Source organism: Bacillus sp. ISL-47 (assembly GCF_018613175.1).
Lineage (GTDB): Bacteria > Bacillota > Bacilli > Bacillales > Cytobacillaceae > Cytobacillus.
In genome coordinates this window covers 17044-42312 of sequence record NZ_JAGGQS010000028.1, presented here as the reverse complement: position 1 = coordinate 42312, position 25269 = coordinate 17044, and the positions used below count along the sequence as shown (strand labels likewise).

Below are 25269 nucleotides of genomic sequence, written 5' to 3'. Positions count from 1 at the left end.
AACAGATGCAAGGCCAGTGGGACAGGTGCTTTTTTTTAGCGTATAATAAATGGCATTAATAGACACAGGAGAAGAGGGCATTGGAGAAACATAAAAGCAAGTACAGATGGGTTGTCTTTTCAACAGTATTATTTGCGTACTTTTTAATCGTAAGTCAAAGGACAGCACCAGGTTTAATAACAGATCAATTAATGAAGGATTTCGGGGTAACTGCTGCTGCCATCGGGCTTCTGACAAGTGTTCAATTTTTTGCTTATGCCAGCCTGCAGGTTCCTATTGGAATTCTATCGGACCGTTTTGGCCCAAATGTTTTCCTTATTGCGGGTACTCTTTTAAACGGGGCAGGTACACTTCTATACAGCTTTGCACCGAATGAGTATGTATTATTTGCAGCCCGGTTGCTCGTCGGTTTTGGTGATGCAACCATTTGGATAAACGTTGTGATCATATTAAGTCAATGGTTCAAAGTGAATGAATTTGTGAAATTACTTGGGTTTGCAGGAATGGTGGGCAGCTTTGGCTTTCTGCTTGCCACCGTGCCTTTTTCCATTTGGATTTCGAATTGGGGATGGCGTGCGCCATTTTTTGCAGTTGGAGTCATTCTTACAATTCTCGGTGTTTTGCTGTATTTTATCTTAATTTGGCAGCCTAAACGCATGGGAATTACTGCAAAGGTTTCTTCTCATAAAAAGAATCCAAGGGAAAAAACGGGCTCCATATTGAGAAGAGTCTTATCCGACAGGCAGGCTTGGGCAACGTTTTTCTGCCATTTTGGCTTAGTCGGCACTTATGTAGGATTTATTGGGTCATGGGCTGTTCCATATGGGATGGATATGTATGGATTGACCCGGTCTGAATCAAGCCAGCTCATCATGATTGGATTGATTGGTGCCATTATTGGCGCTCCATTAATGAGCTCAATTTCCAGCAGGTTTGATTCTATCAAACGTCCGTATCTTATTTCCCACTTTATCGTATTCTTCGGATGGTGTGCTTTTCTTGTATTTAATGGCCAGCCGCCGTATCCGCTGCTGATCATTCTTTTTTTGATCATGGGATATGGAACTGGAGCCAGTACGCTAACTTTTGCTGTTGTCCGCCAATCCTTTGACATTAAGGATGTTGGGGTTATCTCGGGTTTTGCCAATACCGGCGGATTTTTAAGCGCGGTTTTGCTGCCATTTATCTTTGGAAAAGTGCTCGACAGCTTCGAAGACGGCTACCGATATGGATTTATGATCCCGGTTGTATTTTCACTGATCGGCATCATTGGTGCAGCTTTAATAAAGGAAAAAGAGCGGGATATGAAGAAAAAAAGGGAAATGGCGGTTTGAATAAAAGAAGTGCCTGGTCATTCAAAGCATACCAGGCATTTCTTTTTTTTCTTTCCGATTTGGGGTAATGGTGCGGTTTCTTCTTAAAACAGCGGATCATACTGGAAACTTTAAAGGATTTTCTTCAGTGAAAATTGAATTAAAATGTTGAGGCAAATACATTTTGTATATCCTAAATGAAAACGTGATTGTAAAGGAGTTTTTAACCTTGTTAGCTTTAATTGATAAAAACGCAAACGGCTATACGGCCACTTTTGTACGAAATCTGGAACATCCAAGGGAAAAAGTGTGGGAGATGCTAACAGATAATAACCAATTGAAAAAATGGTTCCCTGAGCTTCAAGCAGATGAACTTAAGAAAGGTGGAGCGTTCAAGTTTGATATGGGGGATGGCAGTTTTGAAGAGATGGAGATTTTGGGGTTTGAACAGTTAGCGATTCTTGAATATACATGGGGCGATGATATAGTCCGGTTTGAATTAGATGAGGAAAACGGCAGAACTAAATTAAAGCTGATCGAAAAAATAAATGAAATAACCGACCATACGCCAAGGGATCTTGCCGGCTGGCATGTATGCCTCGATGTGATTAGCCGATTGCTCGATGGCAATAGTATTGGTTCTCGTAAAGAGGAATGGGAAAAATGGTATGAGGAATACAAAACAGCTGTAAATTCTGTACAAAAATAGAAGGAGCCCTGATTGGGGCTTTTTTTGTTAATATGAACTTTACGAATAAAATCTAAAAACTTGCGAACAAACCTTATTAAATTGCGAATAAAGAGCCTCATCTCTTACGAATAACCGCCCAAACCCGCGAATAAACTTCTAAAATTAACGAACAAAATAAAAAAGTTAATTCATAAATATAGAATACAAACCTAAAAAAAGACATTTATCAGCTAAGCCCCGCCATAACCGAATAAAAACGAATCCACCAAACCAGAATCAAGAATTTTCAGAATAAATAGTTGAATAAATCCCAAGATTGTTTATACTAAAGTAGTAACATACCGACCGGTTAGTTAGTAAAGGAGGGACACAACATTGGATTTTTCTTATTCAACAAAGGTGCAGGAGCTGCAAGCAAAATTAACTAGATTTATGGAGGAATATATTTATCCCAATGAGTCAATGTACGAGCAGCAGCTGAATGAACAAACAGACCGCTGGAGTGCGATTCCCCCGATTATGGAGGAGCTGAAAACCAAAGCGAAAGAAGCTGGTTTATGGAATTTATTTTTACCTGAGAGTGAGTACGGGGCAGGGCTGACGAATGTGGAGTATGCTCCGCTGTGCGAGATTATGGGCCGTTCGATGATTGCCCCGGAAGTCTTTAACTGCAATGCTCCAGACACAGGCAATATGGAAGTGCTGGTCCGCTACGGAACTGAACAGCAAAAGCAAAATTGGCTTAATCCGCTTTTGGATGGGGAGATTCGCTCCTGTTTTTCGATGACTGAGCCGGACGTTGCTTCTTCCGATGCCACGAATATCGAAGCGCGCATTGAAAGGGATGGTGACGAATACATTATTAATGGGCGGAAGTGGTGGTCGTCAGGTGCAGGAGATCCAAGATGCAAGATTGCTATTGTCATGGGAAAAACCGATCCTTCTGGAAACCGCCATGAACAGCAATCTATGATTCTGGTACCGCTTGATACGCCTGGTGTCAAAATTGAACGGATGCTTCCGGTGTTTGGCTATGACCATGCCCCGCATGGACATGCCGAAATTACATACGAAAATGTCAGGGTTCCGAAAGAAAATATTATTTGGGGAGAGGGAAAAGGCTTTGCCATTGCGCAGGGAAGGCTGGGACCGGGCCGGATCCATCATTGCATGAGGCTGATCGGCGCCGCCGAACGTGCGCTTGAAGAATTATGTAAGCGTGTACAAAATCGGGTCGCATTCGGAAATTCCTTATCAAGCCAGGGAGTGATCCGCGAATGGATTGCCGATTCCCGCATTGAAATTGAACAGGCCAGGCTTTTAACATTAAAAGCTGCCCATATGATGGATACGGTCGGCAACAAGGTGGCGAAAACGGAAATAGCCATGATTAAAGTGGTAGCGCCATCGATGGCCTTGAAAGTCATTGACCGGGCGATTCAGGGTTTTGGAGCAGCCGGTGTTTCGGATGATGTCCCGCTTGCAGCACTTTGGGCGAACGCAAGAACACTGAGATTGGCAGACGGTCCCGATGAGGTGCACCGCGCACAGGTTGCCAAGCTGGAATTAAAGAAATATCAATCGCTATTTTAATAGAAATGGAGGAACGAAATGTGAAGGTCTTAGACTTATTTGATTTAACGGGAAAAACTGCACTGATTACAGGAGGCGGCCGCGGGCTTGGTGCACAAATTGCAGAAGGTTTTGCGGAAGCGGGCGCCAATGTAGTCCTTTGTTCCAGAAAGGTGGAAGCCTGCCAGGAGACTGCTGAACGTCTGGCAAACCTGGGTGTAAGAACACTGGCTCTGCCATGCGACATCAGCAATTCTGAAGATGTTCAAAAAGTGGTTGAGGAGACCGTAAAACATTTCGGTTCTATCGATATTCTCGTCAATAACAGCGGTGCGACCTGGGGTGCACCAGCCGAAGAGATGCCGCTTGAAGCCTGGCAAAAAGTAATCAGCGTAAATGTGACAGGAACCTTTTTAATGAGCCAGGCTGTCGGTAAAGTGATGATCGAGCAAAAATCAGGCAAAATTATCAATATCGCTTCTGTTGCCGGCCTTGGCGGAACAGATCCAAGAGTGATGGACACAATTGGCTATAACACAAGCAAAGGTGCAGTCATTACGATGACAAAGGATCTGGCAGTAAAATGGGGGCGCCATAATATTAACGTCAATGCGATTGCGCCAGGCTTTTTCCCGACGAAAATGTCAAAAGCCATTATTGAGCATGGCAAAAATCCAATTTTGGATGCTACCCCTCTACGGAGGTTCGGTTCTGAAGATGACCTGAAGGGTGCCGCTCTATTCCTGGCTTCCAATGCCTCAAACTATGTAACCGGCGATATCCTGATCGTCGATGGCGGAACACATGCCATGTAAAAAGGAGAGGATATCGCAAGCTAACTAAATTAAAGACTCCCAAGAAATGTCTATAGAATGACTGGCAAAAGAATGCAAATTATGGAGGGATTTTTAATGAGTGAGAAAAAAGCCTGGCTTGCCCACTACCCTGAATCAATTGCAGCAGAAGTGAACATTCCAAGTAAATCAATGCCGGAGATGCTGCAGGATATCACAGCGATGTATCCGCAAAATAATGCTTTATCCTTTTACGGAAGGAAAGTCACCTACGGGGAGCTGCAGAAAGCGGTTTACGGCTTTGCTGCATCTCTTCAAAAGAACGGGGTTCAGAAGGGGGACCGCGTCGCTATTATGCTTCCAAATTGTCCTCAATACGTGATTGCTTATTACGGCACACTGGCTGCCGGCGCTATTGTTACCCAGGTAAACCCGATGCTGGTGGAGCGTGAAATCGAACATATTATGAATGATTCAGGCGCCGAGACTCTTGTGGTTTTTGATGCTTTATATCCGCGTGTAAAAAGTGTCCAAAGCAATACAAAGCTGAAGAATCTACTTGTTGTGAGCCTCCAGCCATCTGAAGCAGATTTTTCGCCTGATAGGAAATTTGATGCTTTTTTACAGGAAGGAAAAGGGCAATACACACCGGTAAATATCGAACCTGAGCATGATATCGCTGTCCTCCAGTATACTGGGGGAACGACAGGCCGTTCAAAGGGCGCCATGCTTACCCACCGCAATATTATGGCTAATGTCATTCAGTCGTATGAATTTTTTAAAGAAAGAACTAAAATCGGGCAGGAAAGATACTTAACCGTCATTCCTTTGTTTCATGTGTTCGGAATGACTGCCTGCATGAATTTTGCTATATATACAGCGAACGAATCGATCCTGCTGCCTCGTTTTGATCTGGAGGAAGTGTTGAATACGATCAAAAATGAACAGCCGACCGTTTTCCCTGGCGTGCCGACGATGTATGTGGCAATTACCAATCATCCCCGTGCAGAGGAATATGGCATTGATAGCATCGAAACGTGCAACAGCGGCAGTGCTCCAATGCCAGTTGAACTGCTGCGTGATTTCGAACGGAAAACAGGCGCAAAAATTCTTGAAGGCTATGGTCTATCTGAAGCATCGCCTGTTACTCATTGCAACCCTCCTTTTTCAGAAAGAAAGCCTGGCAGCGTAGGAATCGGGTATCCATCAACAGATTATAAAGTAGTTGATTTGGCAACCGGGTTGAAAGAGGTGCCAGCCGGTGAATTAGGTGAGGTCATTATAAAAGGTCCGCAGATTATGAAGGGATACTGGAACATGCCGGAGGAAACAGCCCATACATTAAGGGACGGCTGGCTTTATACCGGTGATATTGCACGTATGGATGAGGACGGCTTCCTTTATATTGTTGATCGAAAAAAAGATCTCATCATTGCAAGCGGATATAATATTTATCCGCGTGATATTGAAGAGGTTTTATATGAACACCCTGCTGTCCAGGAGGCCGTTGTCATAGGTGTACCGGATGCTTACCGCGGTGAGACCGTAAAAGCAGTACTTGTTTTAAAAGCTGGCAAAACAGCGTCGGAAGAAGACATCATCTCCTACTGTAAACAAAACATGGCTACGTACAAGGTTCCGGCTACAGTCGAGTTCCGCGATGAGCTTCCGAAGACCAATGTCGGGAAAATCCTGAGAAGGGCTTTACGGGAAGAGCTCCGGAAAAACTAGTATTTATGATATAATTCTGTCGATATTTTCTTACAGAAGCGAGGACTAACATTGAAAGAAAAAATTACTGAAAAGAGTATCCAGCTATTTGATCAAAAGGGCTTTAGCGAGACATCGATTCAGGATATTGTCGACAGCATCGGTGTGACGAAAGGTACGTTTTATTATTATTTTTCAAGCAAGGAAGAGCTCCTGATGGATATTCACCTTCGCTATATTGATGATCTGCTGGCAAACCAGGAGGAAATTTTAAAGGATGAATCGCAGACCTGTAAAAACAAGCTTTTTGCGATTGTCCACATGTTGATCAGCAACATTAAAACACAGGGGGCCAGCGCGAAGGTGTTTTTCCGGGAGATGCGTAATCTCAGTGATGAAAGGCTTTCGGAGATCATTCCTAAAAGGGATCAATTCAGGCTCAATATTGAAAAGCTGCTTGAAAAAGGCAAACAGGATGGCGAGTTTCGTGCTGATTTAAAAACCTCGATTGTCACATTTGGCATTTTAGGGATCGCGAACTGGAGTTACCAATGGTTCAATCCGGGAGGCAAGGTTTCTGATCGGGAAGTCGCAGAGATTTTTACGGAAATGATTCTAAAAGGGATTGAAATGTAAATATTTAGAGTTTAGACGTTGCAGAAAAGGAGATATCCGCGAAAATCATCTTTTTATCAGCGAGAATTAAGAAATAACCGCGAAAATCCGATTATATCCGCGAAATATTGAATTTAACGGCTAATTGGTATTGTCAGCAAACAAATATCCAGAGAGAGGATAAACTGTTTCCTCTCTCACTCAAAACATACCAACTGGTCAGTATAAGGAGGAGAATGTATGAATGCAAACGATGTAAAGCAAATTACGGTTATCGGTTCCGGTCAAATGGGTCATCAAATCGGAATGCTATGTGCTTTGGGCGGTTATGAAACGGTTATTCAGGACGTAAATGAAGCTGCACTAAGAGAGGCCGAGTCTAAGCTGCACGAGATTATGGATAAATGGGCTGTAAAAGGAAAGCTATCTGAAGACGGGAAACAAGCTGCATTTAGAAGACTGCGTTTTTCACAAAGCCTGGAGGAAAGTGTGAAAAACTCTGACTTGATCATTGAAGCCGTAACCGAAAAGCTTGATGTTAAAAAAGACGTGTTCAGCAAGCTTGAACAATTTGCCCCTTCACATGCCATTTTCGCGTCCAACAGTTCTACGATTGTTAATAGTTTAATAGCAGATGTAACAAACCGTCCTGACAAAGTCGTTAACATGCATTTCTTTTTCCCGCCGCTTGTGATGGATTGTGTGGAAGTAGTGATGAGTGAGCAGACATCTGAAGAAACAGCACAGATTGCCATGGATGTCTGCAAGCAAATGAACCGGACTGCCGTACTGTTGAAAAAAGAGATTTCCGGGTTTGTTGCCAACCGGATTCTGGGAGCATTGCAGAAAGAAGCAGTCGCTCTATATGAACAGGGGATTGCTGATTATAAAGATATCGATATTATCTGCCGGAAAGCGTTAAACCACCCGATTGGACCTTTTGAGCTGATGGATTTGTCAGGGCTTGATGTAGCTTACTATGTAATGGATCAGCGGTTCCGCGAGACAGGCGGCCCTGCCGATAAACCATTCGCTTGTGTAGCGGAGAAAGTGGAGAAAGGCGAGCTTGGAAGGAAGACAGGCAAGGGCTGGTATGAATACAACACAATAAAGGTGAAGAGTTAAGAGGGTGAGGACATGCATGAGCTGCAAGTAAACGTCCGGTTTGGCGAGACAGATGCACTAGGGCATATCAATAATACCAGTTATTTTATTTACCTTGAAGAAGCACGGGTAAAGTATTTTGAAACGCTTGGCTACAGTATGGACGTGAAGAAATGGCCTTTCATACTCGCTTCCACCAAGTGCGATTTTTTAAGCCAGGGGTATTTCAATCAAATTCTTACGATTAAAACCTGGGTATCCAGAGTAGGAGGCAAAAGCTTTCAGCTGGATCATGAAATTGTCTGCTCCCAGACAAACGAAGTGATTGCCAGGGGGCATGCGATTGTCGTTTATTTCGATTTTAACAAACAGGAAAGTGCCACCATCCCGGATTTACTCCGCGAAGGCTTAAGGCAGAATTTGATTGAATAATAGATTAAGATAATTGAATCTTCATATAAAGAGGAGGAACAATATGCCGCGGCAAATGAGCCAGGATACTATCCCCATAAGAAAAGGCGAGCAATTAAACGAAGCAGCATTGGAAGGATATCTGCGGAATCACCTTGATGGCCTCCCAAGCGAGCCTTTAGAAATTCTCCAGTTTTCAGCAGGACATTCCAATTTAACGTACCAGTTAAAGATAGGAGAGTGGCAAGCGGTTCTGCGGAGGCCTCCGCTGGGACCGGTTGCTCCGAAAGCCCATGATATGGAACGGGAATTTCGTGTTATTTCAGAAATTCACCCATTTTTCAAACAGGCGCCAAAACCGCTGCTGTTTTCTGATAATAAGGAGATAATCGGCAGCCCATTTTTTATTATGGAAAGGAAGCAAGGAGTTGTATTGGATACTTCTTTTCCAGAAGGGTTTACACCTGGAGAAGAGACATGCCGGCAGATATCGCAGACCATGGTTGATAGGCTGGCTGAGCTGCACTCGATTGACTACAAAAAAACCGCTTTAAACGAAATCAGCAATCCGGACGGGTTTATGGAAAGACAGGTGCATGGCTGGATTGGCCGCTATGAGCGGGCGAAAACAGATGAAGTAATGGAAGCAGAAACACTGAAAAAGTGGCTGACCGGCAATATTCCTTTCAGCGGGGAACCAGCCATCATCCATTACGACTATAAACTGAACAATACGATGTTCAGTGAGGATCTGCAGGAAATGGTTGGTCTGTTTGATTGGGAGATGACGACCGTTGGCGACCCGCTGGCAGACCTTGGGGCAGCGATGAGCTATTGGATACAGGAGGATGATCCGGATCTGCTGAAATTCGGACTCGGCAAACCGCCTGTTACTGTTCAAAAAGGGTTTTACACCCGGCAGGAGTTTATTGAAGCATATGCCAGGAAAACTGGCCGGGATGTAAGCAATATGAACTTCTACTTGACCTTTGCCTATTTTAAGCTTGCTGTCATTTGCCAGCAAATCTATTACCGCTATAAAAAAGGCCAGACAAACGATGCACGTTTTTCGCAATTTAACCAATTCGTGAAGGTGCTTCTAAGATATGGAGTACAAGTTGCAAACGGGAAAAATTAATATGAGAAAGGTGCATGTGATCTTAAAAAAAGAAGATATTTCGCAAGAAAAAATGAGAGAAGGCTCCAAAGCGGTGGTGGTGCTGGATGTGCTGCTGGCAACCACCACGATTACCTCCGCCCTTGCAGATGGAGCCACTGAAGTCATTCCTGTACAGAATGTAACTGAAGGACTTCATGTGGCTGCAGGGATGGATCCGGATACTTGCGTGCTGGCTGGCGAGAACCATGCCAGGCCAATTGATGGGTTTGTCTACCCGAGCCCTGGACATATACGCAGTGTGATAAAAGGCAAGAAGCTGGTGCTGTCGACAACCAATGGCACCGTTGCATTGCGAAAATCGGAGGGAGCAGGAAACGTTTATATAGGCTGCCTTTTAAATAATCCAGCCGTTGCCAAGACCATTAGAGAAGAGAGTAATGCCGAGACGATCATTGTCGTCTGTTCCGGTAATTCCGGAGAAGTAAGTCTTGAAGACTTTTATGGTGCCGGCCATTTTCTTGACTGTTTAGTACAGAAGGATGAATGGGTGCTGACAGACGCGGCAAAAGCAGCCCTTCATTTTTACCGCGGAGCACAGGGAAGTGCCTTTGAAATATTATCTGAGTCCCGTGTAGGGCAGTTATTTTATCTGCATGGATTTTTGGAAGAATTAAAGTTTGCTGCAGGAGCTGGTACGTCTTCCGTTGTTCCGGTACTGAAAGATGGCAGAGTGGTGATCCATCAGCCTGCAAGCACGCATAAAGGAGAGTGGCCTTTTTATGGAAAAAGTGAACACAGCCAATAACGGATCCAGTTTTTTATTCTCCAAACTGGATTTCGAAACTCTTTTTACACCCGAGGAATTATCAGATGAGCACATCATGATCGGAAGAACAGCAAAGCAATTTGTTGAAAAAAATGTACTTCCTGAAAAGGAGCGTATAGAAAACCAGGATTTTGAGCTTGTGACGGAATTGCTCAGAAAAGCCGGGGATTTAGGCTTGCTTGCCCACAGCATTCCTGAAGCATACGGCGGCCTTGGCTTTGATAAAATCAGCAAGGGAATCGTCGGCGAAAACATTGCGTCATCAGGCGGTTACGGTGTCGCTCATTCCAATCATACTTGTATTGCCACTTTGCCGATTACTTATTTTGGATCGCCGGAGCAAAAAGAAAAATACTTGCCGAAGCTTGCGTCAGGCGAGTATATCGGTGCTTACTGCCTGACTGAGCCTAACGCCGGTTCTGATGCTCTTTCTTCACAATCAACAGCTGTATTGAATAAGGAAGGCTCACACTACATTTTAAATGGCACAAAAATCTATATTACCAATGCCATTTTTTCGGATACTTTTATCGTTTATGCCAAAGTGGATGGCCAGTATTTTTCTGCCTTTATTGTGGAGCGAAATACACCAGGATTATCTTTCGGTCCTGAGGAAAATAAAATGGGCATCAAAGGTTCTTCCACCCGCTCAGTGATATTTGAAGATTCTCCGGTACCTGCTGAAAACCTGCTGGGCGAAGTGGGAAAAGGACATGTGATTGCCCTAAATGTTTTAAATCTGGGACGTTTCAATTTAGGTTCAGCCTGTATGGGAGCTTCTAAAACCGGATTGAAAAAAGCTCTGGAATTTACGCAGGAGAGAAAACAATTTGGAAAGGCAATTGCTGATTTTCCAGCGACGAAGGAAAAGGTCGCTAAGATGGCAGCCCGAATCTATGCGGCCGAATCGCTTCAATACCGAACTGCCAGTTTGCTGGAAGACTCTCTGGGCGATTTAAACGATACTTCTGATTTAAAGCTGATCGGAAAAAGGATGAGCGAATATGCTACAGAATGTGCCATCTGTAAGGTGTTTGGTTCCGAAACGCTGGATTATGTGGCAGATGAAACGCTGCAGCTGCATGGCGGAGCCGGATTCATCAAGGAATACGGTGTTGAACAAATGTACCGCGACTCACGTATTAACCGCATCTTCGAAGGAACCAATGAGATTAATCGATTGCTGATCCCGACACATCTATTCAGAAAAGCAATGAAAGGCGAAATCAGCCTGGCAGCAAGAGTTGAGGAAGCGGTCATTCAGTTAAGCAAACCGGAAAAAGCCGAGAACACAATTTTTGAAAAAGAAAAAGCAGCCATCGACACGATGAGAAACCTATTCTTATTAAACGCCGGACTCGCTTATGAAGCATTCGGCAGCTCACTCGTTCATGAACAGGAAACACTAATGAAGCTCGCCGACCTGGCAATTGCGCTCTTTGCCGCAGAATCGGCTGTCTACCGGACTTTTAAAGCGATTCAGAAAAATGGTGAAGAAAAAGAAGAGTTGAAGATTTATTTAACTAGGACCTTTCTTGAGGGCGCCATCTGGGGTACAGAACGCCTTTCCCGCCAGCTGGCCATAGAACTGGCGTCTGAGGACAAGAGAGATCAGCTGCTGGGCTTGGTTATTCGCGAATGCAGCCGATTTGGCTCTTTTGGAAAGGGAATTGCAAGAAATAGAAGCATTGCTGAGAAGCTTTACGACCGTGCGGAGTATACTTGCTAGTTTTGCAGTGGTAAATCGATATCGAATACAGATTCATAGCTATTTTTTAGCGTAAATTTTTAAGTAACCAGGATAATGTAACTGCAAAAAATTCATTTTATCCGTAAAAAAATAATATCCCCTAAATTCTCATTTTATCAGTGAAACAGTTTAAGGAGCCATTATAAAAAGGAGTGTACAAAAATGAAAGCCATTCAGCTAAAAGAATACGGAGGACCGGAAGTTCTTAACGTAATAGAAAAAGAGAAACCAGTCCCAACAGGACATGAAGTTTTAATTGAAGTCCATGCAATTGGCGTGAATTATGCCGATACAGCCAGAAGAGAAGGGCAATATGTAGTTCCGACTCCGCTGCCTTTTATACCGGGAGCGGAAGTGGCAGGCATAGTCGCAGCCGCTGGTGAAAAAGCGAGCATCACACCAGGAACAAGAGTGGTTACCTTAATCGAATCCGGTGGTTATTCTGAATATGTGACAGCGGATGAAAGAGGACTGATTCCGCTGCCGGAAGGTTTGGATTTCAAGCTTGCCGCTGGACTTCCGCTGCAGGGCTTGAGTGCGTATCATATTTTAAAAACGATGGGCAGGCTTGAAAAAGGGGAAAGCGTTCTTGTCCATGCAGCAGCAGGCGGGGTGGGAACCATAGCAGTCCAGCTTGCCAAACTCTTTGGGGCAGGAAAAGTAATTGCCACTGCCAGCTCAGAGGAAAAGCTTCAGCTCGCAAAAGAGATGGGAGCAGATGTGCTTGTTAACTATACGAAAGAAGGCTGGGAAAACGAAGTTCTCGAAGCCACTGGCGGAAGAGGTGTCAATGTTGCACTCGAAATGGCCGGCGGAGAGATTTTTAATAAAACAGTAAAGTGCCTTGCCACTTTTGGCCGGCTTGTCATTTATGGCGTAGCAAGCGGAGAGCAAAGCAGATTTTATCCATCATCCTTAATGGCAAGGAACCAGTCTGTTATCGGCTTTTTCCTTCCGCAAATTATGAGAAAGCCTGAACTTGTGCAGCCTAGTATGAAAGAATTGATGACCTTTGTGGCTGAAGGGAAACTAAAGCTTACAATCGGCGAAGTTCACCCTTTGGAGGATGCCGCAAAGGTTCACACACTCATGCAGGCGCGAAAAACAAAGGGAAAATTGATCCTGGAACCAACAAGGTAATAGGAAGCCTGCCATATACAAATGGCGGGCTTATTTTATTTTTCCAATAAAACATACAGGAATACAGGCGTATAAAATAGAATTTATTAGGAGCATTTATTGAGGAGGATAGAAATTGGAAAATAAAAATGTGCTTTTAACCATCGAAAATAACGTTGGGATTGTGACATTAAACCGTCCGCATGCAGGCAATGGCATTGATTTGCAGCTTGCAAAAGAACTGATGGACACGGCTATTATCTGTTCTGAAAAAGAGGAGATACGGACAGTTGTCATAACAGGTTCAGGAAATAAGTTTTCTGTCGGCGGCGATTTGAAGAGCTTTTCAAGTGAAGGGGAGGAGATGCCTGCTCATTTAAAAATGGTAACCGCTTACTTGCATGGGGCTGTCTCGCATTTTGCCAGAATGAACAAGCCTTTTATTGGAGCGGTAAATGGTGTGGCTGCTGGTGCAGGGATGAGCCTCGCTCTTTCCTGCGATCTTGTTTATGCGGCTGAAGGGTCAAAATTTGTAATGGCTTATAATAAAATCGGTTTAACTCCCGATGGCTCAGGCAGCTACTTTTTACCGAGAGCAGTTGGCATGAAACGGGCACTTGAGCTGATGTATACAAACCGAATGTTAAAGGCGAAAGAAGCTGAAGAGTGGGGGATTGTCAACCAAGTTCTTCCTGAAGAAGAACTGATGCCGGCTGTCATCAGCCTGGCTGAAAATCTCGCAAAAGGGCCAATGAATGCTTTTGGGGCTACTAAAAAGCTATTCTATCATTCTTTGCATGAAACGCTTGAATCCCAAATGGCCATGGAAACTGATTTCCTTGCGGACAGGGCGAAGAGTCCGGAAGGCAAGGAAGGGATTTCAGCTTTTTTGGAGAAAAGAGAAGCAGAGTTCAAATAAGCTGAGGTGAGTCTGTTTGGAGAAGGAAGAAATAAAGCAAAAGGTCATTAATACTTTTGGAAAAAACGCTGAAAAGTATGTTCAAAGCAAGATACATGCTGATGCAAGCGAACTGAACCAGCTTGTGCAATGGCTGAAACCAAACAAAAATTGGGTGGTTCTTGATATCGCAACAGGCGGCGGACATGTTGCAAAAAGCCTTTCTCCCCATGCAGCACAAGTTTTTGCAACAGATTTAACAAAAGGCATGTTAGCAAACACAGCGCGGCATTTAAAGGATTTTAAAAATATCTGGTACGTGGTCGCTGATGCTGAGGCTTTGCCTTTTCTGGATGGTTCGTTTGATGCGGTCACCTGCAGGATCGCACCTCATCACTTTCCAAATCCGGAAAAATTCATTAAAGAAGCGGAGAGGGTATTAAAGCCAGGCGGACATTTTCTCCTGATTGATAACGTCGCTCCTGAAGAAAGAGAACTCGGTGATTTTATAAACACGGTGGAGAAACTGCGGGATGATAGTCATTTCAAATGCCTTTCGATCAAAGAATGGAGAACATTATTTGCGGATTCAGGGTTACAGGAAACATGCTCAAAAGGCAGAAAGAAAACATACGAATTCCCCACATGGGTGAGGAGAACAACTGAGAGCAATGAGCAAATAAAATCTGTGGAGGATTTTATTTTACAAGCAAAACAACACGCCCATAATTATTTTAATGTCACACTAAAAGATGGCCAGGTTCAATCATTAATGGTTGATGAGTGGATGGCTCTCTGTCAAAAAAATTAGGAGGAACGGAAAATGGATCTTAATCTTAAAAATAAAAACGCCCTTGTTATTGCTTCAAGTCAGGGCCTTGGAAAAGCAGTGGCTGCTCAATTGGCAAATGAAGGCGCCAGGGTGATGATGACAAGCCGTGATGAAGAAAAATTGCAGTCCGTTCAAACAGAATTCCGTGAAAGTGGTATTGAGGTTGAATATTTTAGAGCGGATATCACCAATCCGGAAGATATTAAACAGCTAGTCAAGCATACAAGTGAAACACTTGGGGGAATTGACATTCTTGTCAATAACGCAGGCGGCCCTCCTGGGGGTACATTCGAAACCTTTACAGACGAAGATTGGGAAAAAGCTTTTCAATTAAATCTGTTAAGTTACGTAAGACTAATTCGTGAAGCTCTTCCTGAATTAAAGAAAAATGGCGGCAGAATTATTAATATTGCCTCTTCTTCCATTAAGCAGCCGATCCCAGGCCTTCTTTTATCCAATACATTCCGTTTAGGAATCGTTGGTATGACCAAAACATTGTCAGAAGAACTGGCACCATATAATATTCTAATCAATACTGTAGCTCCGGGACGCATTGCTACAGACCGGGTAGATTATCTGGACCAGCACAATGCCGATAAACAGAACGTCTCCAAGGAAGAAATTGTTGAACGAGCAAAAAGCATGATTCCATTGCGCAGATACGGAACACCGGAAGAGTTTGCAAATGTGGTTACCTTCCTTGCATCTGATGCAAGCAGTTATGTTACCGGAAGCTCCATACTTGTGGATGGCGGCATGGTGAAGGCATTATAAGCTTTTACAAAAGGCTGTGTTAATGCTTATTGTTGATTTTGTGGAAGGCGAGAGACCTCGAAATTGCATTCACATTTCCTTCGTGCGGTGGTCATTCGAGGTGGTGATTCAACCTCCAGCCAGAGGAGCGTGTCAAAGGGAGACCCCGGATGCGCAAATCTGCTTCGTTCGCCTGTTGGCCCGCTGAGGATCAGGAGCAGAAATCAACAGGCCAGTTTAACGAGGCCTTACATAAAAAAAGACGATTTCCCTGAGAAAGGAAATCGTCTTTTTTTTAGCCCCGTTTTGTTACCAGAATGCCTATATAAAGAAGGATTGAAATGAAAACCGATCCTCCTGCTGCCAGGTAAATGGTACTGTAGCCAAATAGGTGAGCAATTTGTCCGAAAACAATCGCACCAATCCCTACACCAAGATCAAAAAAGGAGAAAAACGTTGCATTTGCCATGCCTCGGCGATTAGCAGGAGCCTCTTTTACTGACCATGCCTGCAGTGCGGGCTGGACGGAGCCGAAACCGAGACCATAGAGGATGGCTGCTGAGTACATAACATTGCTGTTCGGAAGCCAGGCCAGCAATATCATTGCTATTAAAATTAAAACAGCGCCAGGGATAAATACTGCCTGATGTCCTCTTTGGTCATATAATCTCCCAGCAAATGTCCGGGAAATCATTAGTGCAATGGCAAATAAAAGGAAGTACCAGTGTATTCCGCCTATTCCCTTTTGAGCTGAATAAATCGGCAGAAAAGAAGCGATACCGCCAAAAGAAACAGTGATAAAAAATAAGAGAAGCGATGGTTTTAAAGCACCCTCTTCATAAATATCCCATCTTTTCATAGGCACAGCCTGCTTTTCAACTTGTTTATATTGTATTCTAGAAGATAGCAAAAGGGCGGCCAATCCCAGGAGTGCGCAAAATAAGAATAAGAGCTTAAAAGAAATAATCCCAGTTAAAGCGAGTCCCAGGGTTGGCCCGAAGGCAAGGGCAATATTTCCCGAAAGTCCAAAATAGCCCATGCCTTCCCCGCGCCGTTTTGCAGGGATCAAATCAGTGGCAATTGTGCCTGAGGCAGTTGTGGAGAAACCCCAGCCAAATCCCTGGACAACCCTTAAAAGAAATAGGAAAATCAAGCTGTTCACAAAACCGAAAGAGCCTACAGACACAACGAAAATAGCCAAACCAAGTAAATAGACAAAACGCCTGCCCTTTGACTCAAGGGCATGACCTGCGTAAGGACGCAAAAGAAGGGCAGAAAAAGTAAAAATTCCTACCACGATACCAATCAGCTGATCATTTCCGCCCAATTCTTCAACGAACAGGGGGATGGTTGGTAGTGTCATTTGAAATCCGAGAAAAATAAAGAAATTGGACATCAGAATCAGTACGAAATCCCGTGACCATATTTTTTCGGAAGCCTCATGTTGCTTGCGAGCCTCTTTTGCTATAGACTGACTCATAATAAAATCCTCCCAAAATCTCTGTAAACCATCATAAAGTAATTAGGAAACCTAAATATCCACCTATTATAAAGGAAAACATATGGAAATTCTAATTTTTGGATCTCTTTAAATAAAATACCCAGGTATTCGGGTTTGAATCAATCATTTAGTTTGGAGGATACATATGAAAATAAGAGAAAGAGGAATTAAAATAGGAAGACTGCTGCCAGGGAGGAAGAATTGTATTACAGATATTGATGGAGTCCGGGTAGGACATCTCACCTTGGATTATCCCCTCAAGGGTGAAGGCGAATATGCCTGCACAGGAGTGACCGCGATTTTGCCGCATGGCGGAAATCTTTTTCATGAAAAAATCCCTGCAGCCAGCTATGTCCTAAATGGCTTTGGCAAAACAACAGGTTTGGTACAGGTAGAAGAATTAGGTCTGCTTGAATCACCCATTATGCTGACCAATACATTTGGCGTTCCGGCTGTCACTCAAGGTACTTTGCAATATATGCTCAGAAACACTCCCGAAATTGGCGATACAACCGGAACCATCAATATAGTCGTTGGAGAATGTAATGACGGGTACTTAAATTCCATAAGGGAATTCCCTGTTAAACCAGAGCATGCCATTGAAGCTATCGAAAATGCAAAAGAGGACAAGGCTGAAGAAGGGGCAGTGGGCGCTGGCAAAGGAATGATCTGCTTTGGTTATAAAGGTGGCGTCGGAACAGCCTCACGCGTCATTAGCGAGGGGGAAAAATCGGCAGAATTCTTAATCGGGTGTCTGGTAGTCTCCAATTTTGGCAATAAAGACGAATTCCCATTCAGTAAATATGGGCTGTCTCCAGAGAAAATAAAAGAGGTTAAGGAAACGCCGGATGGATCCATCATGATCGTCCTGGCAACAAACGCCCCCGTCAGTGACAGACAGCTAAAAAGACTGGCAAAAAGATGCGGAATCGGCCTCGGCAGGACGGGAAGCCACTTCAGCAACGGCAGCGGCGACATTGTCATTGCCTTTTCAACCGCTAATAAAGTCTCCCACCAAAGCAAAGAAATGATCGAAACTGCTGAATATATCAGAGACGACCACCCCATTATGAACCAGCTTTTTCAAGGAGCAGCTGAAGCATCCGAAGAAGCCATTCTTAATTCGCTATCCCAGGCGAAGACAACGAAAGGGCGGAAAGGCAGGGTGGCTGAAGGGATGTTTACCCATTAATTGCTAACCTTTTGTTTAAACCTCGCCTTGACCGGGTACATTGAAGATACAAGCTTAGCAGCTGCTAAATAATTTCCAGAAAATAATGGTTTGAATTATCAGAAAACTTTTGTTATAATAGAAAAAAGGTCAAGGGGTTGATTTCAAATGGAAAAACGTCTACTTAACTCGCCGCAACAGTCTGAGGAAAATGTGTCACAGTTAGCAGAACAGGTCCTAAATCAAGCTCTTATGGAATACCGCAAAGAGAAGCTTCGCGAAAAAATTGATGAAGCTCTCACGAACCGAAACAAGGATGAATTTATCCGCCTAACAGATGAATTAAAAAAGATTTCGTAATTAGCCGACAATTGAATGTGTAAAAAGGCAGCCTGTTCCAAAGAACGGGGCTGCCTTTTGTTGTTTTAGGAAAAGAATTAAAACCAATTATATGAAAACAAGCTTTTTGGTGTTCATATTTCCGTTGGATAGATGGATTCCGACTTCATGAAGGCACTATTAGACCATATTTGAGCTACATTGAAGGATTTCGTCTTCATAAGAGCTCTATGACGACCATTTATCCACTGCATCGAAAGATTTCGTCTTCATAAGAGCTCTATGGCGACCATATTTCCGCTCCATTGAAAGATTTCGTCTTCATAAAGGCACAATGGCGACCATATTTCCGCACCATTGAAGGATTTCGTCTTCATAAGAGCTCTATGACGACCAAGAATCCGCTCCATTGAAGGTATTCGTCTTCAAAAGAGCTCTATGACGACCATTTATCCGCTCCATCGAAGGATTTGGTCTTCATAAGAGTTCTATGACGACCATTTAACCACTGCATCCGAAGGATTTCGTCTTCATGAAAGCTCTATGCCGACCATATAACAGCTCCATCGAAGGGTTTCGTCTTCAAAAGAGCTCTATGACGACCATATAACAGCTCCATCGAAGGATTTCGTCTTCATGAACGCTCTATGACGACCAAATATCCGGTCCATCGAAGGATTTCGTCTTCATGAACGCTCTATGATGACCATATATCAGCTCCATCGAAGGATTTCGTCTTCATAAAAGCTCTATGACGACCATATATCAGCTCCATCGAAGGATTTCGTCTTCATAAAAGCTCTATGACGACCATATATCAGCTTCATCGAAGGATTTCGTCTTCATGAAAGCTCTATGACGACCATATACCCGCTCCATTGAAAGATTTCGTCTCCATAAGAGCTCTATGACGACTAAATATTCGCTCCATTGAAGGAATTGGTCTTCATAAGTGCACTATGACGACCATACATCCGCTCCATCAAAGGATTTCGTCTTCATCAATGACGATCATATATCCAATCCTGAATTATTTCGTCTTCAAATCTAACACTAATACTTCTTATCCACCATCCAACTCACAGGAATAGAATTTGCTTTATCATTCTATGTGAAAAACAAGGCAGAAGAAAAAGAATGAGCTAAAACACAGGATTTCATGGCAATGATATGGAATCAATTAATACTGTTTCTTTCATTTTTAAATAACTAATATGGTAATAATAGTCAACTTTATGAAGATCAGAAGGAGTGATGGCCATGAATCAAGCAGATGCCAGCCATGTTATCTGCTTAGATAACATCAGCTGGATAAGGAACGGAAAAGATATTCTACATCATGTTTCCTGGGAAGTGGAGAAGGGCCAGCATTGGGCTATTCTAGGTTTGAATGGGTCCGGTAAAACCACTCTGCTTAAGATGATTACTGGATATGAGTGGCCAAATGGAGGACAGGTATCTGTGTTAGGGAATCTTTACGGGAAAACAAATATTCCTGAATTGAGAAGGTCCATAGGATGGGTAAGCACTTCTTTGGATGACAAATTCCAGTTTCGCCCTTCCGATACAGCCCTTGAGATTGTCTTGAGCGGCAAATTTGCTTCCATTGGTTTGTATGAGGACATCAAGCAAAAGGATTTAGATCAAGCCATTGAATTAATGGAGAAATTCAATATCCGCCATGTGGAAAATCAAACAGTGGCGTCCCTCTCGCAGGGAGAAAAAAGAAAAGCCATGATTGCCAGAGCTTTAATGGCATCCCCAAAATTATTGATATTGGATGAACCTTGCAACGGCTTGGATATCTACTCCAAGGAAGAATTATTAACTTCGATTGAGAAGATGATGACACAGTCAGATGGTCCCACTGTTCTTTATGTAACCCATCATATTGAGGAAATTGTCCCTTCCATCTCACATGCGTTTTTGCTGAAGGAAGGAAAAGTGATCGCCCAGGGAAGCAAAAAGGCAACGGTGACAGAGCCATTGCTGGCAGAGACCTTTAAAGTCCCTGTTTCTTTGGAATGGGAAAATAAACGGCCATGGATCCGCGTCAAATCGCAGCAAGAAACGATGAAAGCAGGCACATGATAAATCGAAGGAGGAAAGACCATTGAGAGTAAAATTGGCATACGGAAAGGAAGGCCTGCACGTCAACCTTCCTAACAGCACAGCAGTGATTGAACCAGTACATATTCCCGGATTGGCAAATGAAAAGGAAAAGGCCTTTGAGGCCATGCGAAATCCGATCGGAACCGGACCATTAAAAGAAATGGTTAAAACAACAGATAAAGTCTCCATTGTCATTAGTGATTTGACGAGGCCAACACCTAATCACAAGCTTGTACCCTGGATTTTGGAGGAATTAAACCACGTCCCAAAAGAACAGTTTGTCATTATCAACGGCACCGGGAGCCATCGGGATAATACCCGGGAAGAGCTCATCCAAATGCTCGGCGAAGAGGTGGTAAATAGCGTCCGCATTATTAATAACAATGCTTTTGACAAAAGTACTCAAAGCTATTTGGGGACTACATCATATGGTGCAGAGGTTTATTTGAATAAGGAGTATTGTGAAAGTGACATTAAAATTGTCACAGGATTTATCGAACCGCATTTTTTTGCCGGATTTAGCGGAGGGCCAAAGGGGATCATGCCAGGCATAGCCGGTATCGATACCATTATGCATTTTCACAACGCCAGAATGATTGGCGATCAAAACAGCACCTGGGGAAAAATTGAGGGGAACCCTGTACAAGGTGAAGCAACAGAAGCCGCGTTAATGGCAAAACCGGATTTCATGTTGAATGTAACTTTAAACGGTGATAAGGAAATTACAAATTACTTTGCAGGAGATGTCATCAAAGCCCATAGGGCAGGCTGTGAATATGTCAGGGAACATTCGATGGCGGCTTGTGAAGAACCATTCGATATTGTGATCACCAGTAATAGCGGCTACCCTTTGGATCAAAATTTATACCAGGCTGTAAAAGGAATGAGTGCGGCCCAAAAGATCGTGAGAAAAGGGGGCGCCATTATTTGTGCGGCAGAGTGCAGTGATGGACTTCCGAACCATGGCAACTATGCTGAAATTTTAAAAATGAAACCAACACCTCAAGAGATTTTAGAAATGATCGATAATCCTGAGTTTTCGATATTTGATCAATGGCAGGTACAAAAACAGGCCCTTATCCAAGTGTGGGCAGATGTCTATGTTTATTCCACCCTCTCAAATGAGGACATTGAAAATGCCATGTTCCTGCCGACGGACTCCATCGAAAAAACAGTTGAAGAACTTATAGAAAAAAACGGAGAGAATACAAGGATTGCTGTCCTTCCACTTGGACCATTGACAATTCCATATATAAAAGATGCAGTAAAGAGCTAAGAAATCATGAAAATTATATCTGACACTTTTTACATTCCTAACACTGGATGTCCCAAGCCTTCTGCTCCAATCAAAGGGCTGCTAAAGTCATAAATGAGCTTCAACACAGCCTATTTTTAAAAAGGATAATGGTTGCTTTTTACTGAAATCTCCTTCATCATTAAAAAATAATATTTTTACATAAGAAAACGGAGGAAATTATTTTGGTTCGTTTCGGCGTTGTAGGCACCAATTGGATTACAGAAGCATTTTTAAAAGCAGCAGATCAGATAGAAGATTTTCAATTATCAGCTGTATATTCGCGTACAGAAGAAAAGGCAAAAGAATTTGCCGGTAAATATGGTGTAAATAAAATTTATACGGATTTAGAAGCAATGGCATGCAGCGGTGATATAGATGCCGTCTATATTGCGAGTCCAAACTCCTTGCATGCAGAGCAGGCGGTCATTTTCATGGAGCATAAGGTCCATGTATTATGCGAAAAGCCAATTGCATCTAATACTAAGGAACTTCAAAGAATGATTCATTCGGCCAAAGAAAATAATGTCCTGCTAATGGAGGCGCTTAAGTCTACCTTCCTGCCAAACTTTAAGGCAGTCCAGGAGAATTTACATAAAATTGGCCAAGTCCGCAGATATTTCGCTAGCTATTGTCAATACTCTTCCCGCTATGATGCATACAGGCAGGGTACAGTGTTAAATGCATTTGACCCTAAATTTTCAAATGGCTCGCTAATGGACATTGGCATATACTGCGTTTACCCGCTTGTCGCGCTTTTCGGAAAACCGGAAGAGGTTAAGGCAACAGGCTATATGCTCGAATCGGGTGTTGACGGAGAAGGAAGCATTGTCCTGAAATATCCAGACAAAGATGCAGTAGTCATGTACAGTAAAATAGCCAATTCAAATCTGCCATCAGAAATCCAAGGTGAAGATGGCAACATCTTTATAGATAAAATAAATACTCCTGAGAAGGTTGAAATCCATTATCGCAACGGTGATCGAGAAGATCTGACTAAGGAGCAAATGAGCGACAGTATGTATTACGAAGCAAAAGAATTTATCGATTTGATTAAGTCCGGAAAGACTGAATCTAATATAAATTCTTTTGCCAACTCGATGATTGCCATGGAGATTACCGAGGAAGCCCGCAGGCAAATTGGTGTTGTCTATCCGGCTGATCAAAAATAAGAGTAAAGGACCAAGCATTCAATGTTTGGTCTTTTTTTATGTGTAGATCCTATTACACCTGGATATATTGGGTTTTTTTGTAATATAATGAGCCCTTTGGGGATTTTAGATTAATTTTACATTCACAAACCTGACTTTTATCTTTTTAAACTCCGACCTTTATACTTATTTTGCTATACGAAATTTGTCAGAAGACTAGGCATCTTACTCTATTAACACGATTAAGTTACAATTTCAATGGGACAGAATTTAATCGTGAACATGATAAAAAACTAGCGAAATGGAGCAGGAAGCACGTGCTCTTCATGAAAATGTATTTATGAAATATGATATCGACTACATGATCGACCTTCATCATCAGGGTACTTTAAGTGAAACAGAAGGACAGCTTGTATCCGGTTCAATTCTTTATCCAACAAATCCAAACGTTGCTCCTGAAGTGCTGGAAGGTTCCAAAAAATTAGGGTCTGTGGTGTTCAATGCCTTACATGATACAGGCTGGGGCCATATCGGCAAATATGTGGGCGGAACTGGTAAAAATATCGGCCGAAACGGCGCTGCAGTCCGATACGATATCTCTACACTTCTTTTTGAAATGCGTGGAATGTCCGACCATTCCAGAGAAGATTATGCACTTGGCCAAAAGAGTAATGGCTACCTAATTAAACAGACGATCACTACTCTTGATGCCACTGCAAGAGCGATTGCAGACGGTTCCATTGAAACTGCTGACACTAGCTTCTGGGACACATTGCCTGAACAGAAAAACAGACAAGGTGAGGAAGCAGACGAATAAAATGATTGTCATCCGTGACTTTGGTCGGGGATGTTTTTTTGTGAAAAAGCTAAAATAAAACTTGCGGCTACGGAGCAAAGCTGCAGTTAATTTAGAACTCTGTTTGCTCCTTTGTATCAGAAAATCGAATAATTTATAAAATAAGTCCTCATTCATCACAAAACTCCTCTTATTAATGAAAAAATCATTCCATTTTCTTATTCAAAAAGTATTTTCATAGTCCGCGTTAGTGAAGAAAAGCCCATTTATCAGATTTTTAAAATTTTCTTCCAATAACTTGTTGACAATTCCTATAGGTATGGTAGGATTAATCTCAACATAATATAAAATTAAGTTAAAACCCAACCCTAATATGTATTTTCCTAGACTATGAAAAGGAGGCGAGCCGCACTGAAACAGGCTGACTGGGAAGAATTATCTGCTCATTTGAAGCAGATGCTGCAGAGCATCAAATACGGATCGATCACATTGGTCGTCCAGGATGGCAAAGTGATACAACTTGAGAAGAACGAAAAGGTTCGTCTTCAACCGAATAAGCGCGCTGACTAGACAAACTAGAGGCGGTCTTTTTACCTGAAACAAATCTCAGGCGAAAAGGCGGCCTTTTTTGGTTGAAGAATAGGCAAGATTTTTACAGGATGAAAGGAGTACTGCAAGATGAGCACTGCGGTAACATATGAAAATTGGAAACAGATATCTGAAACATTTGCCTTCGATGATAAACTGAAAGGCGCCCGAAATGTACTTGAATGGGCATACAAAAACTACGCGCAAGATAAAATCGTCTATGCTTCCAGCTTTGGAGCCGAAGCAATTGTCCTAGTTGATTTAATACAAGAAATTCAGCCTGATGCACACATAGTATTTTTGGATACTGGGCTGCATTTTCCTGAAACGTATGAAGTGATTGAAAAGATTGAAGCCCGATTCCCAAAGCTTCAAATTGAACGGAAGGAGCCAGCGTTAACACTGGACCAGCAAGCAGCAGAATTCGGTTCCGCCCTATGGAAAAGGGAACCGAACCAATGCTGTCAGATCCGCAAGGTTATCCCTTTAAGAGAAGCACTAACACCAAAGGATGCGTGGATTTCAGGTCTCCGCCGGGAGCAATCGCCTACGAGAGCCAATACGGAATTTCTCAACAGGGACGAAAAGTTCAGAAATATCAAAATCTGCCCGCTGATTCACTGGACCTGGGATGAGGTTTGGGCCTATATCAAGGAAAAGGATCTTCCTTATAACACACTCCATGATCACGGCTATCCAAGCATTGGGTGCTTCCCCTGTACACAGGCAGTCGGTGAAAAGGGGGATTCCCGTGCCGGCCGATGGTCAGGAAGCGGCAAGACTGAATGCGGACTTCATACCCGCTAAAA

At 43.0% G+C, this 25269-nt stretch carries 23 protein-coding genes and 1 pseudogene; 23 read left to right on the top strand and 1 reads right to left on the bottom strand.

Going from position 1 to position 25269, the window contains the following annotated elements; all coding sequences use genetic code 11:
- Nucleotides 1–80: 80 nt before the first annotated feature.
- The 15 genes from J7I93_RS10985 to J7I93_RS10915 all read left to right on the top strand — a co-directional run bounded on the left by J7I93_RS10985 (nucleotide 81) and on the right by J7I93_RS10915 (nucleotide 15529).
- Nucleotides 81–1334, top strand: coding sequence for an MFS transporter (locus J7I93_RS10985; protein WP_214725904.1), 1254 nt, complete (start codon nucleotides 81–83; stop codon nucleotides 1332–1334).
- A gap of 208 nt (nucleotides 1335–1542) precedes the next feature.
- Nucleotides 1543–2022 carry an SRPBCC family protein gene (locus J7I93_RS10980; RefSeq protein ID WP_214725903.1) on the top strand — a complete coding sequence of 160 codons (480 nt, stop codon included), beginning with the start codon at nucleotides 1543–1545 and terminating at the stop codon, nucleotides 2020–2022.
- 357 nt (nucleotides 2023–2379) lie between these two features.
- Nucleotides 2380–3597, top strand: a complete 1218-nt coding sequence (locus tag J7I93_RS10975; RefSeq protein WP_214725902.1) for an acyl-CoA dehydrogenase — start codon at nucleotides 2380–2382, stop codon at nucleotides 3595–3597.
- Between the two features lie 20 nt (nucleotides 3598–3617).
- A complete protein-coding gene (locus tag J7I93_RS10970) occupies nucleotides 3618–4391 on the top strand; it encodes an SDR family oxidoreductase (protein ID WP_214725901.1) in 774 nt (257 codons plus the stop codon).
- Between the two features lie 96 nt (nucleotides 4392–4487).
- Nucleotides 4488–6101, top strand: coding sequence for a long-chain-fatty-acid--CoA ligase (locus tag J7I93_RS10965; protein WP_214725900.1), 1614 nt, complete (start codon nucleotides 4488–4490; stop codon nucleotides 6099–6101).
- A gap of 51 nt (nucleotides 6102–6152) precedes the next feature.
- Nucleotides 6153–6716 carry a TetR/AcrR family transcriptional regulator gene (locus tag J7I93_RS10960; protein WP_214725899.1) on the top strand — a complete coding sequence of 188 codons (564 nt, stop codon included), beginning with the start codon at nucleotides 6153–6155 and terminating at the stop codon, nucleotides 6714–6716.
- Nucleotides 6717–6935: 219 nt separating this feature from the next.
- A complete protein-coding gene (locus tag J7I93_RS10955) occupies nucleotides 6936–7820 on the top strand; it encodes a 3-hydroxyacyl-CoA dehydrogenase family protein (protein ID WP_214725898.1) in 885 nt (294 codons plus the stop codon).
- Between the two features lie 12 nt (nucleotides 7821–7832).
- Entirely contained in the window at nucleotides 7833–8231 is a 399-nt protein-coding gene (locus tag J7I93_RS10950; RefSeq protein ID WP_214725897.1) for an acyl-CoA thioesterase, read from the top strand.
- Nucleotides 8232–8274: 43 nt separating this feature from the next.
- Complete coding sequence (locus J7I93_RS10945; RefSeq protein ID WP_214725896.1) at nucleotides 8275–9348, top strand: phosphotransferase family protein; 1074 nt, start codon at nucleotides 8275–8277, stop codon at nucleotides 9346–9348.
- Nucleotides 9317–10135 carry a 2-phosphosulfolactate phosphatase gene (locus J7I93_RS10940; protein ID WP_214987822.1) on the top strand — a complete coding sequence of 273 codons (819 nt, stop codon included), beginning with the start codon at nucleotides 9317–9319 and terminating at the stop codon, nucleotides 10133–10135. Before J7I93_RS10945 ends, J7I93_RS10940 begins: the two co-directional genes overlap by 32 nt.
- Complete coding sequence (locus J7I93_RS10935) at nucleotides 10110–11885, top strand: acyl-CoA dehydrogenase family protein (protein WP_214725895.1); 1776 nt, start codon at nucleotides 10110–10112, stop codon at nucleotides 11883–11885. Before J7I93_RS10940 ends, J7I93_RS10935 begins: the two co-directional genes overlap by 26 nt.
- 183 nt (nucleotides 11886–12068) lie before the next feature.
- Nucleotides 12069–13046, top strand: a complete 978-nt coding sequence (locus J7I93_RS10930; protein ID WP_214725894.1) for a quinone oxidoreductase family protein — start codon at nucleotides 12069–12071, stop codon at nucleotides 13044–13046.
- Nucleotides 13047–13161: 115 nt separating this feature from the next.
- Nucleotides 13162–13944, top strand: coding sequence for an enoyl-CoA hydratase/isomerase family protein (locus J7I93_RS10925; protein WP_214725893.1), 783 nt, complete (start codon nucleotides 13162–13164; stop codon nucleotides 13942–13944).
- A gap of 16 nt (nucleotides 13945–13960) precedes the next feature.
- Complete coding sequence (locus J7I93_RS10920; RefSeq protein WP_214725892.1) at nucleotides 13961–14734, top strand: class I SAM-dependent methyltransferase; 774 nt, start codon at nucleotides 13961–13963, stop codon at nucleotides 14732–14734.
- Nucleotides 14735–14746: 12 nt separating this feature from the next.
- Nucleotides 14747–15529, top strand: a complete 783-nt coding sequence (locus J7I93_RS10915; RefSeq protein WP_214725891.1) for an SDR family oxidoreductase — start codon at nucleotides 14747–14749, stop codon at nucleotides 15527–15529.
- A gap of 274 nt (nucleotides 15530–15803) precedes the next feature.
- Here the strand turns inward: J7I93_RS10915 and J7I93_RS10910 are convergent, their stop codons facing one another.
- Nucleotides 15804–16988, bottom strand: a complete 1185-nt coding sequence (locus tag J7I93_RS10910; RefSeq protein WP_214725890.1) for an MFS transporter — start codon at nucleotides 16986–16988, stop codon at nucleotides 15804–15806.
- Nucleotides 16989–17154: 166 nt separating this feature from the next.
- Between J7I93_RS10910 and J7I93_RS10905 the strand changes: the two genes are divergently transcribed.
- The 8 genes and pseudogenes from J7I93_RS10905 (at nucleotide 17155) to J7I93_RS10870 (ending at nucleotide 25267) form a co-directional block, all read left to right on the top strand.
- The gene (locus J7I93_RS10905) at nucleotides 17155–18201 is read left to right on the top strand and encodes a DmpA family aminopeptidase (protein ID WP_214725889.1); all 1047 of its coding nucleotides are present in this window, start codon (nucleotides 17155–17157) and stop codon (nucleotides 18199–18201) included.
- 147 nt (nucleotides 18202–18348) lie between these two features.
- A complete protein-coding gene (locus tag J7I93_RS10900) occupies nucleotides 18349–18540 on the top strand; it encodes an IDEAL domain-containing protein (protein ID WP_214725888.1) in 192 nt (63 codons plus the stop codon).
- Between the two features lie 1239 nt (nucleotides 18541–19779).
- Nucleotides 19780–20610, top strand: a complete 831-nt coding sequence (locus tag J7I93_RS10895; RefSeq protein ID WP_214725887.1) for an ABC transporter ATP-binding protein — start codon at nucleotides 19780–19782, stop codon at nucleotides 20608–20610.
- Between the two features lie 22 nt (nucleotides 20611–20632).
- A complete protein-coding gene (larA, locus tag J7I93_RS10890; protein WP_214725886.1) occupies nucleotides 20633–21907 on the top strand; it encodes a nickel-dependent lactate racemase in 1275 nt (424 codons plus the stop codon).
- 203 nt (nucleotides 21908–22110) lie between these two features.
- A complete protein-coding gene (locus J7I93_RS10885) occupies nucleotides 22111–23097 on the top strand; it encodes a Gfo/Idh/MocA family protein (protein ID WP_214725885.1) in 987 nt (328 codons plus the stop codon).
- A gap of 212 nt (nucleotides 23098–23309) precedes the next feature.
- Nucleotides 23310–23893: pseudogene (locus tag J7I93_RS10880) on the top strand (M14 family metallopeptidase); the annotation flags it as partial.
- A 369-nt stretch (nucleotides 23894–24262) separates the two neighbouring features.
- Nucleotides 24263–24442, top strand: a complete 180-nt coding sequence (locus J7I93_RS10875) for a YezD family protein (RefSeq protein ID WP_110062946.1) — start codon at nucleotides 24263–24265, stop codon at nucleotides 24440–24442.
- A 108-nt stretch (nucleotides 24443–24550) separates the two neighbouring features.
- Nucleotides 24551–25267: a phosphoadenylyl-sulfate reductase gene (locus J7I93_RS10870; protein ID WP_214725884.1), complete on the top strand. Its 717-nt coding sequence runs from the start codon at nucleotides 24551–24553 to the stop codon at nucleotides 25265–25267.
- The last annotated feature ends 2 nt before the right edge of the window (nucleotides 25268–25269 follow it).

Coding starts and splice junctions, on each gene's coding strand:
- J7I93_RS10870 (WP_214725884.1), top strand. CDS start 24,551: ATGAGCACTGCGGTAACATATGAAAATTGGAAACAGATATCTGAAACA.
- J7I93_RS10965 (WP_214725900.1), top strand. CDS start 4,488: ATGAGTGAGAAAAAAGCCTGGCTTGCCCACTACCCTGAATCAATTGCA.
- J7I93_RS10955 (WP_214725898.1), top strand. CDS start 6,936: ATGAATGCAAACGATGTAAAGCAAATTACGGTTATCGGTTCCGGTCAA.
- J7I93_RS10915 (WP_214725891.1), top strand. CDS start 14,747: ATGGATCTTAATCTTAAAAATAAAAACGCCCTTGTTATTGCTTCAAGT.
- J7I93_RS10905 (WP_214725889.1), top strand. CDS start 17,155: ATGAAAATAAGAGAAAGAGGAATTAAAATAGGAAGACTGCTGCCAGGG.
- J7I93_RS10900 (WP_214725888.1), top strand. CDS start 18,349: ATGGAAAAACGTCTACTTAACTCGCCGCAACAGTCTGAGGAAAATGTG.
- J7I93_RS10935 (WP_214725895.1), top strand. CDS start 10,110: ATGGAAAAAGTGAACACAGCCAATAACGGATCCAGTTTTTTATTCTCC.
- J7I93_RS10950 (WP_214725897.1), top strand. CDS start 7,833: ATGCATGAGCTGCAAGTAAACGTCCGGTTTGGCGAGACAGATGCACTA.
- J7I93_RS10895 (WP_214725887.1), top strand. CDS start 19,780: ATGAATCAAGCAGATGCCAGCCATGTTATCTGCTTAGATAACATCAGC.
- J7I93_RS10875 (WP_110062946.1), top strand. CDS start 24,263: ATGAAAAGGAGGCGAGCCGCACTGAAACAGGCTGACTGGGAAGAATTA.
- J7I93_RS10910 (WP_214725890.1), bottom strand. CDS start 16,988: ATGAGTCAGTCTATAGCAAAAGAGGCTCGCAAGCAACATGAGGCTTCC.
- J7I93_RS10945 (WP_214725896.1), top strand. CDS start 8,275: ATGCCGCGGCAAATGAGCCAGGATACTATCCCCATAAGAAAAGGCGAG.
- J7I93_RS10930 (WP_214725894.1), top strand. CDS start 12,069: ATGAAAGCCATTCAGCTAAAAGAATACGGAGGACCGGAAGTTCTTAAC.
- J7I93_RS10940 (WP_214987822.1), top strand. CDS start 9,317: ATGGAGTACAAGTTGCAAACGGGAAAAATTAATATGAGAAAGGTGCAT.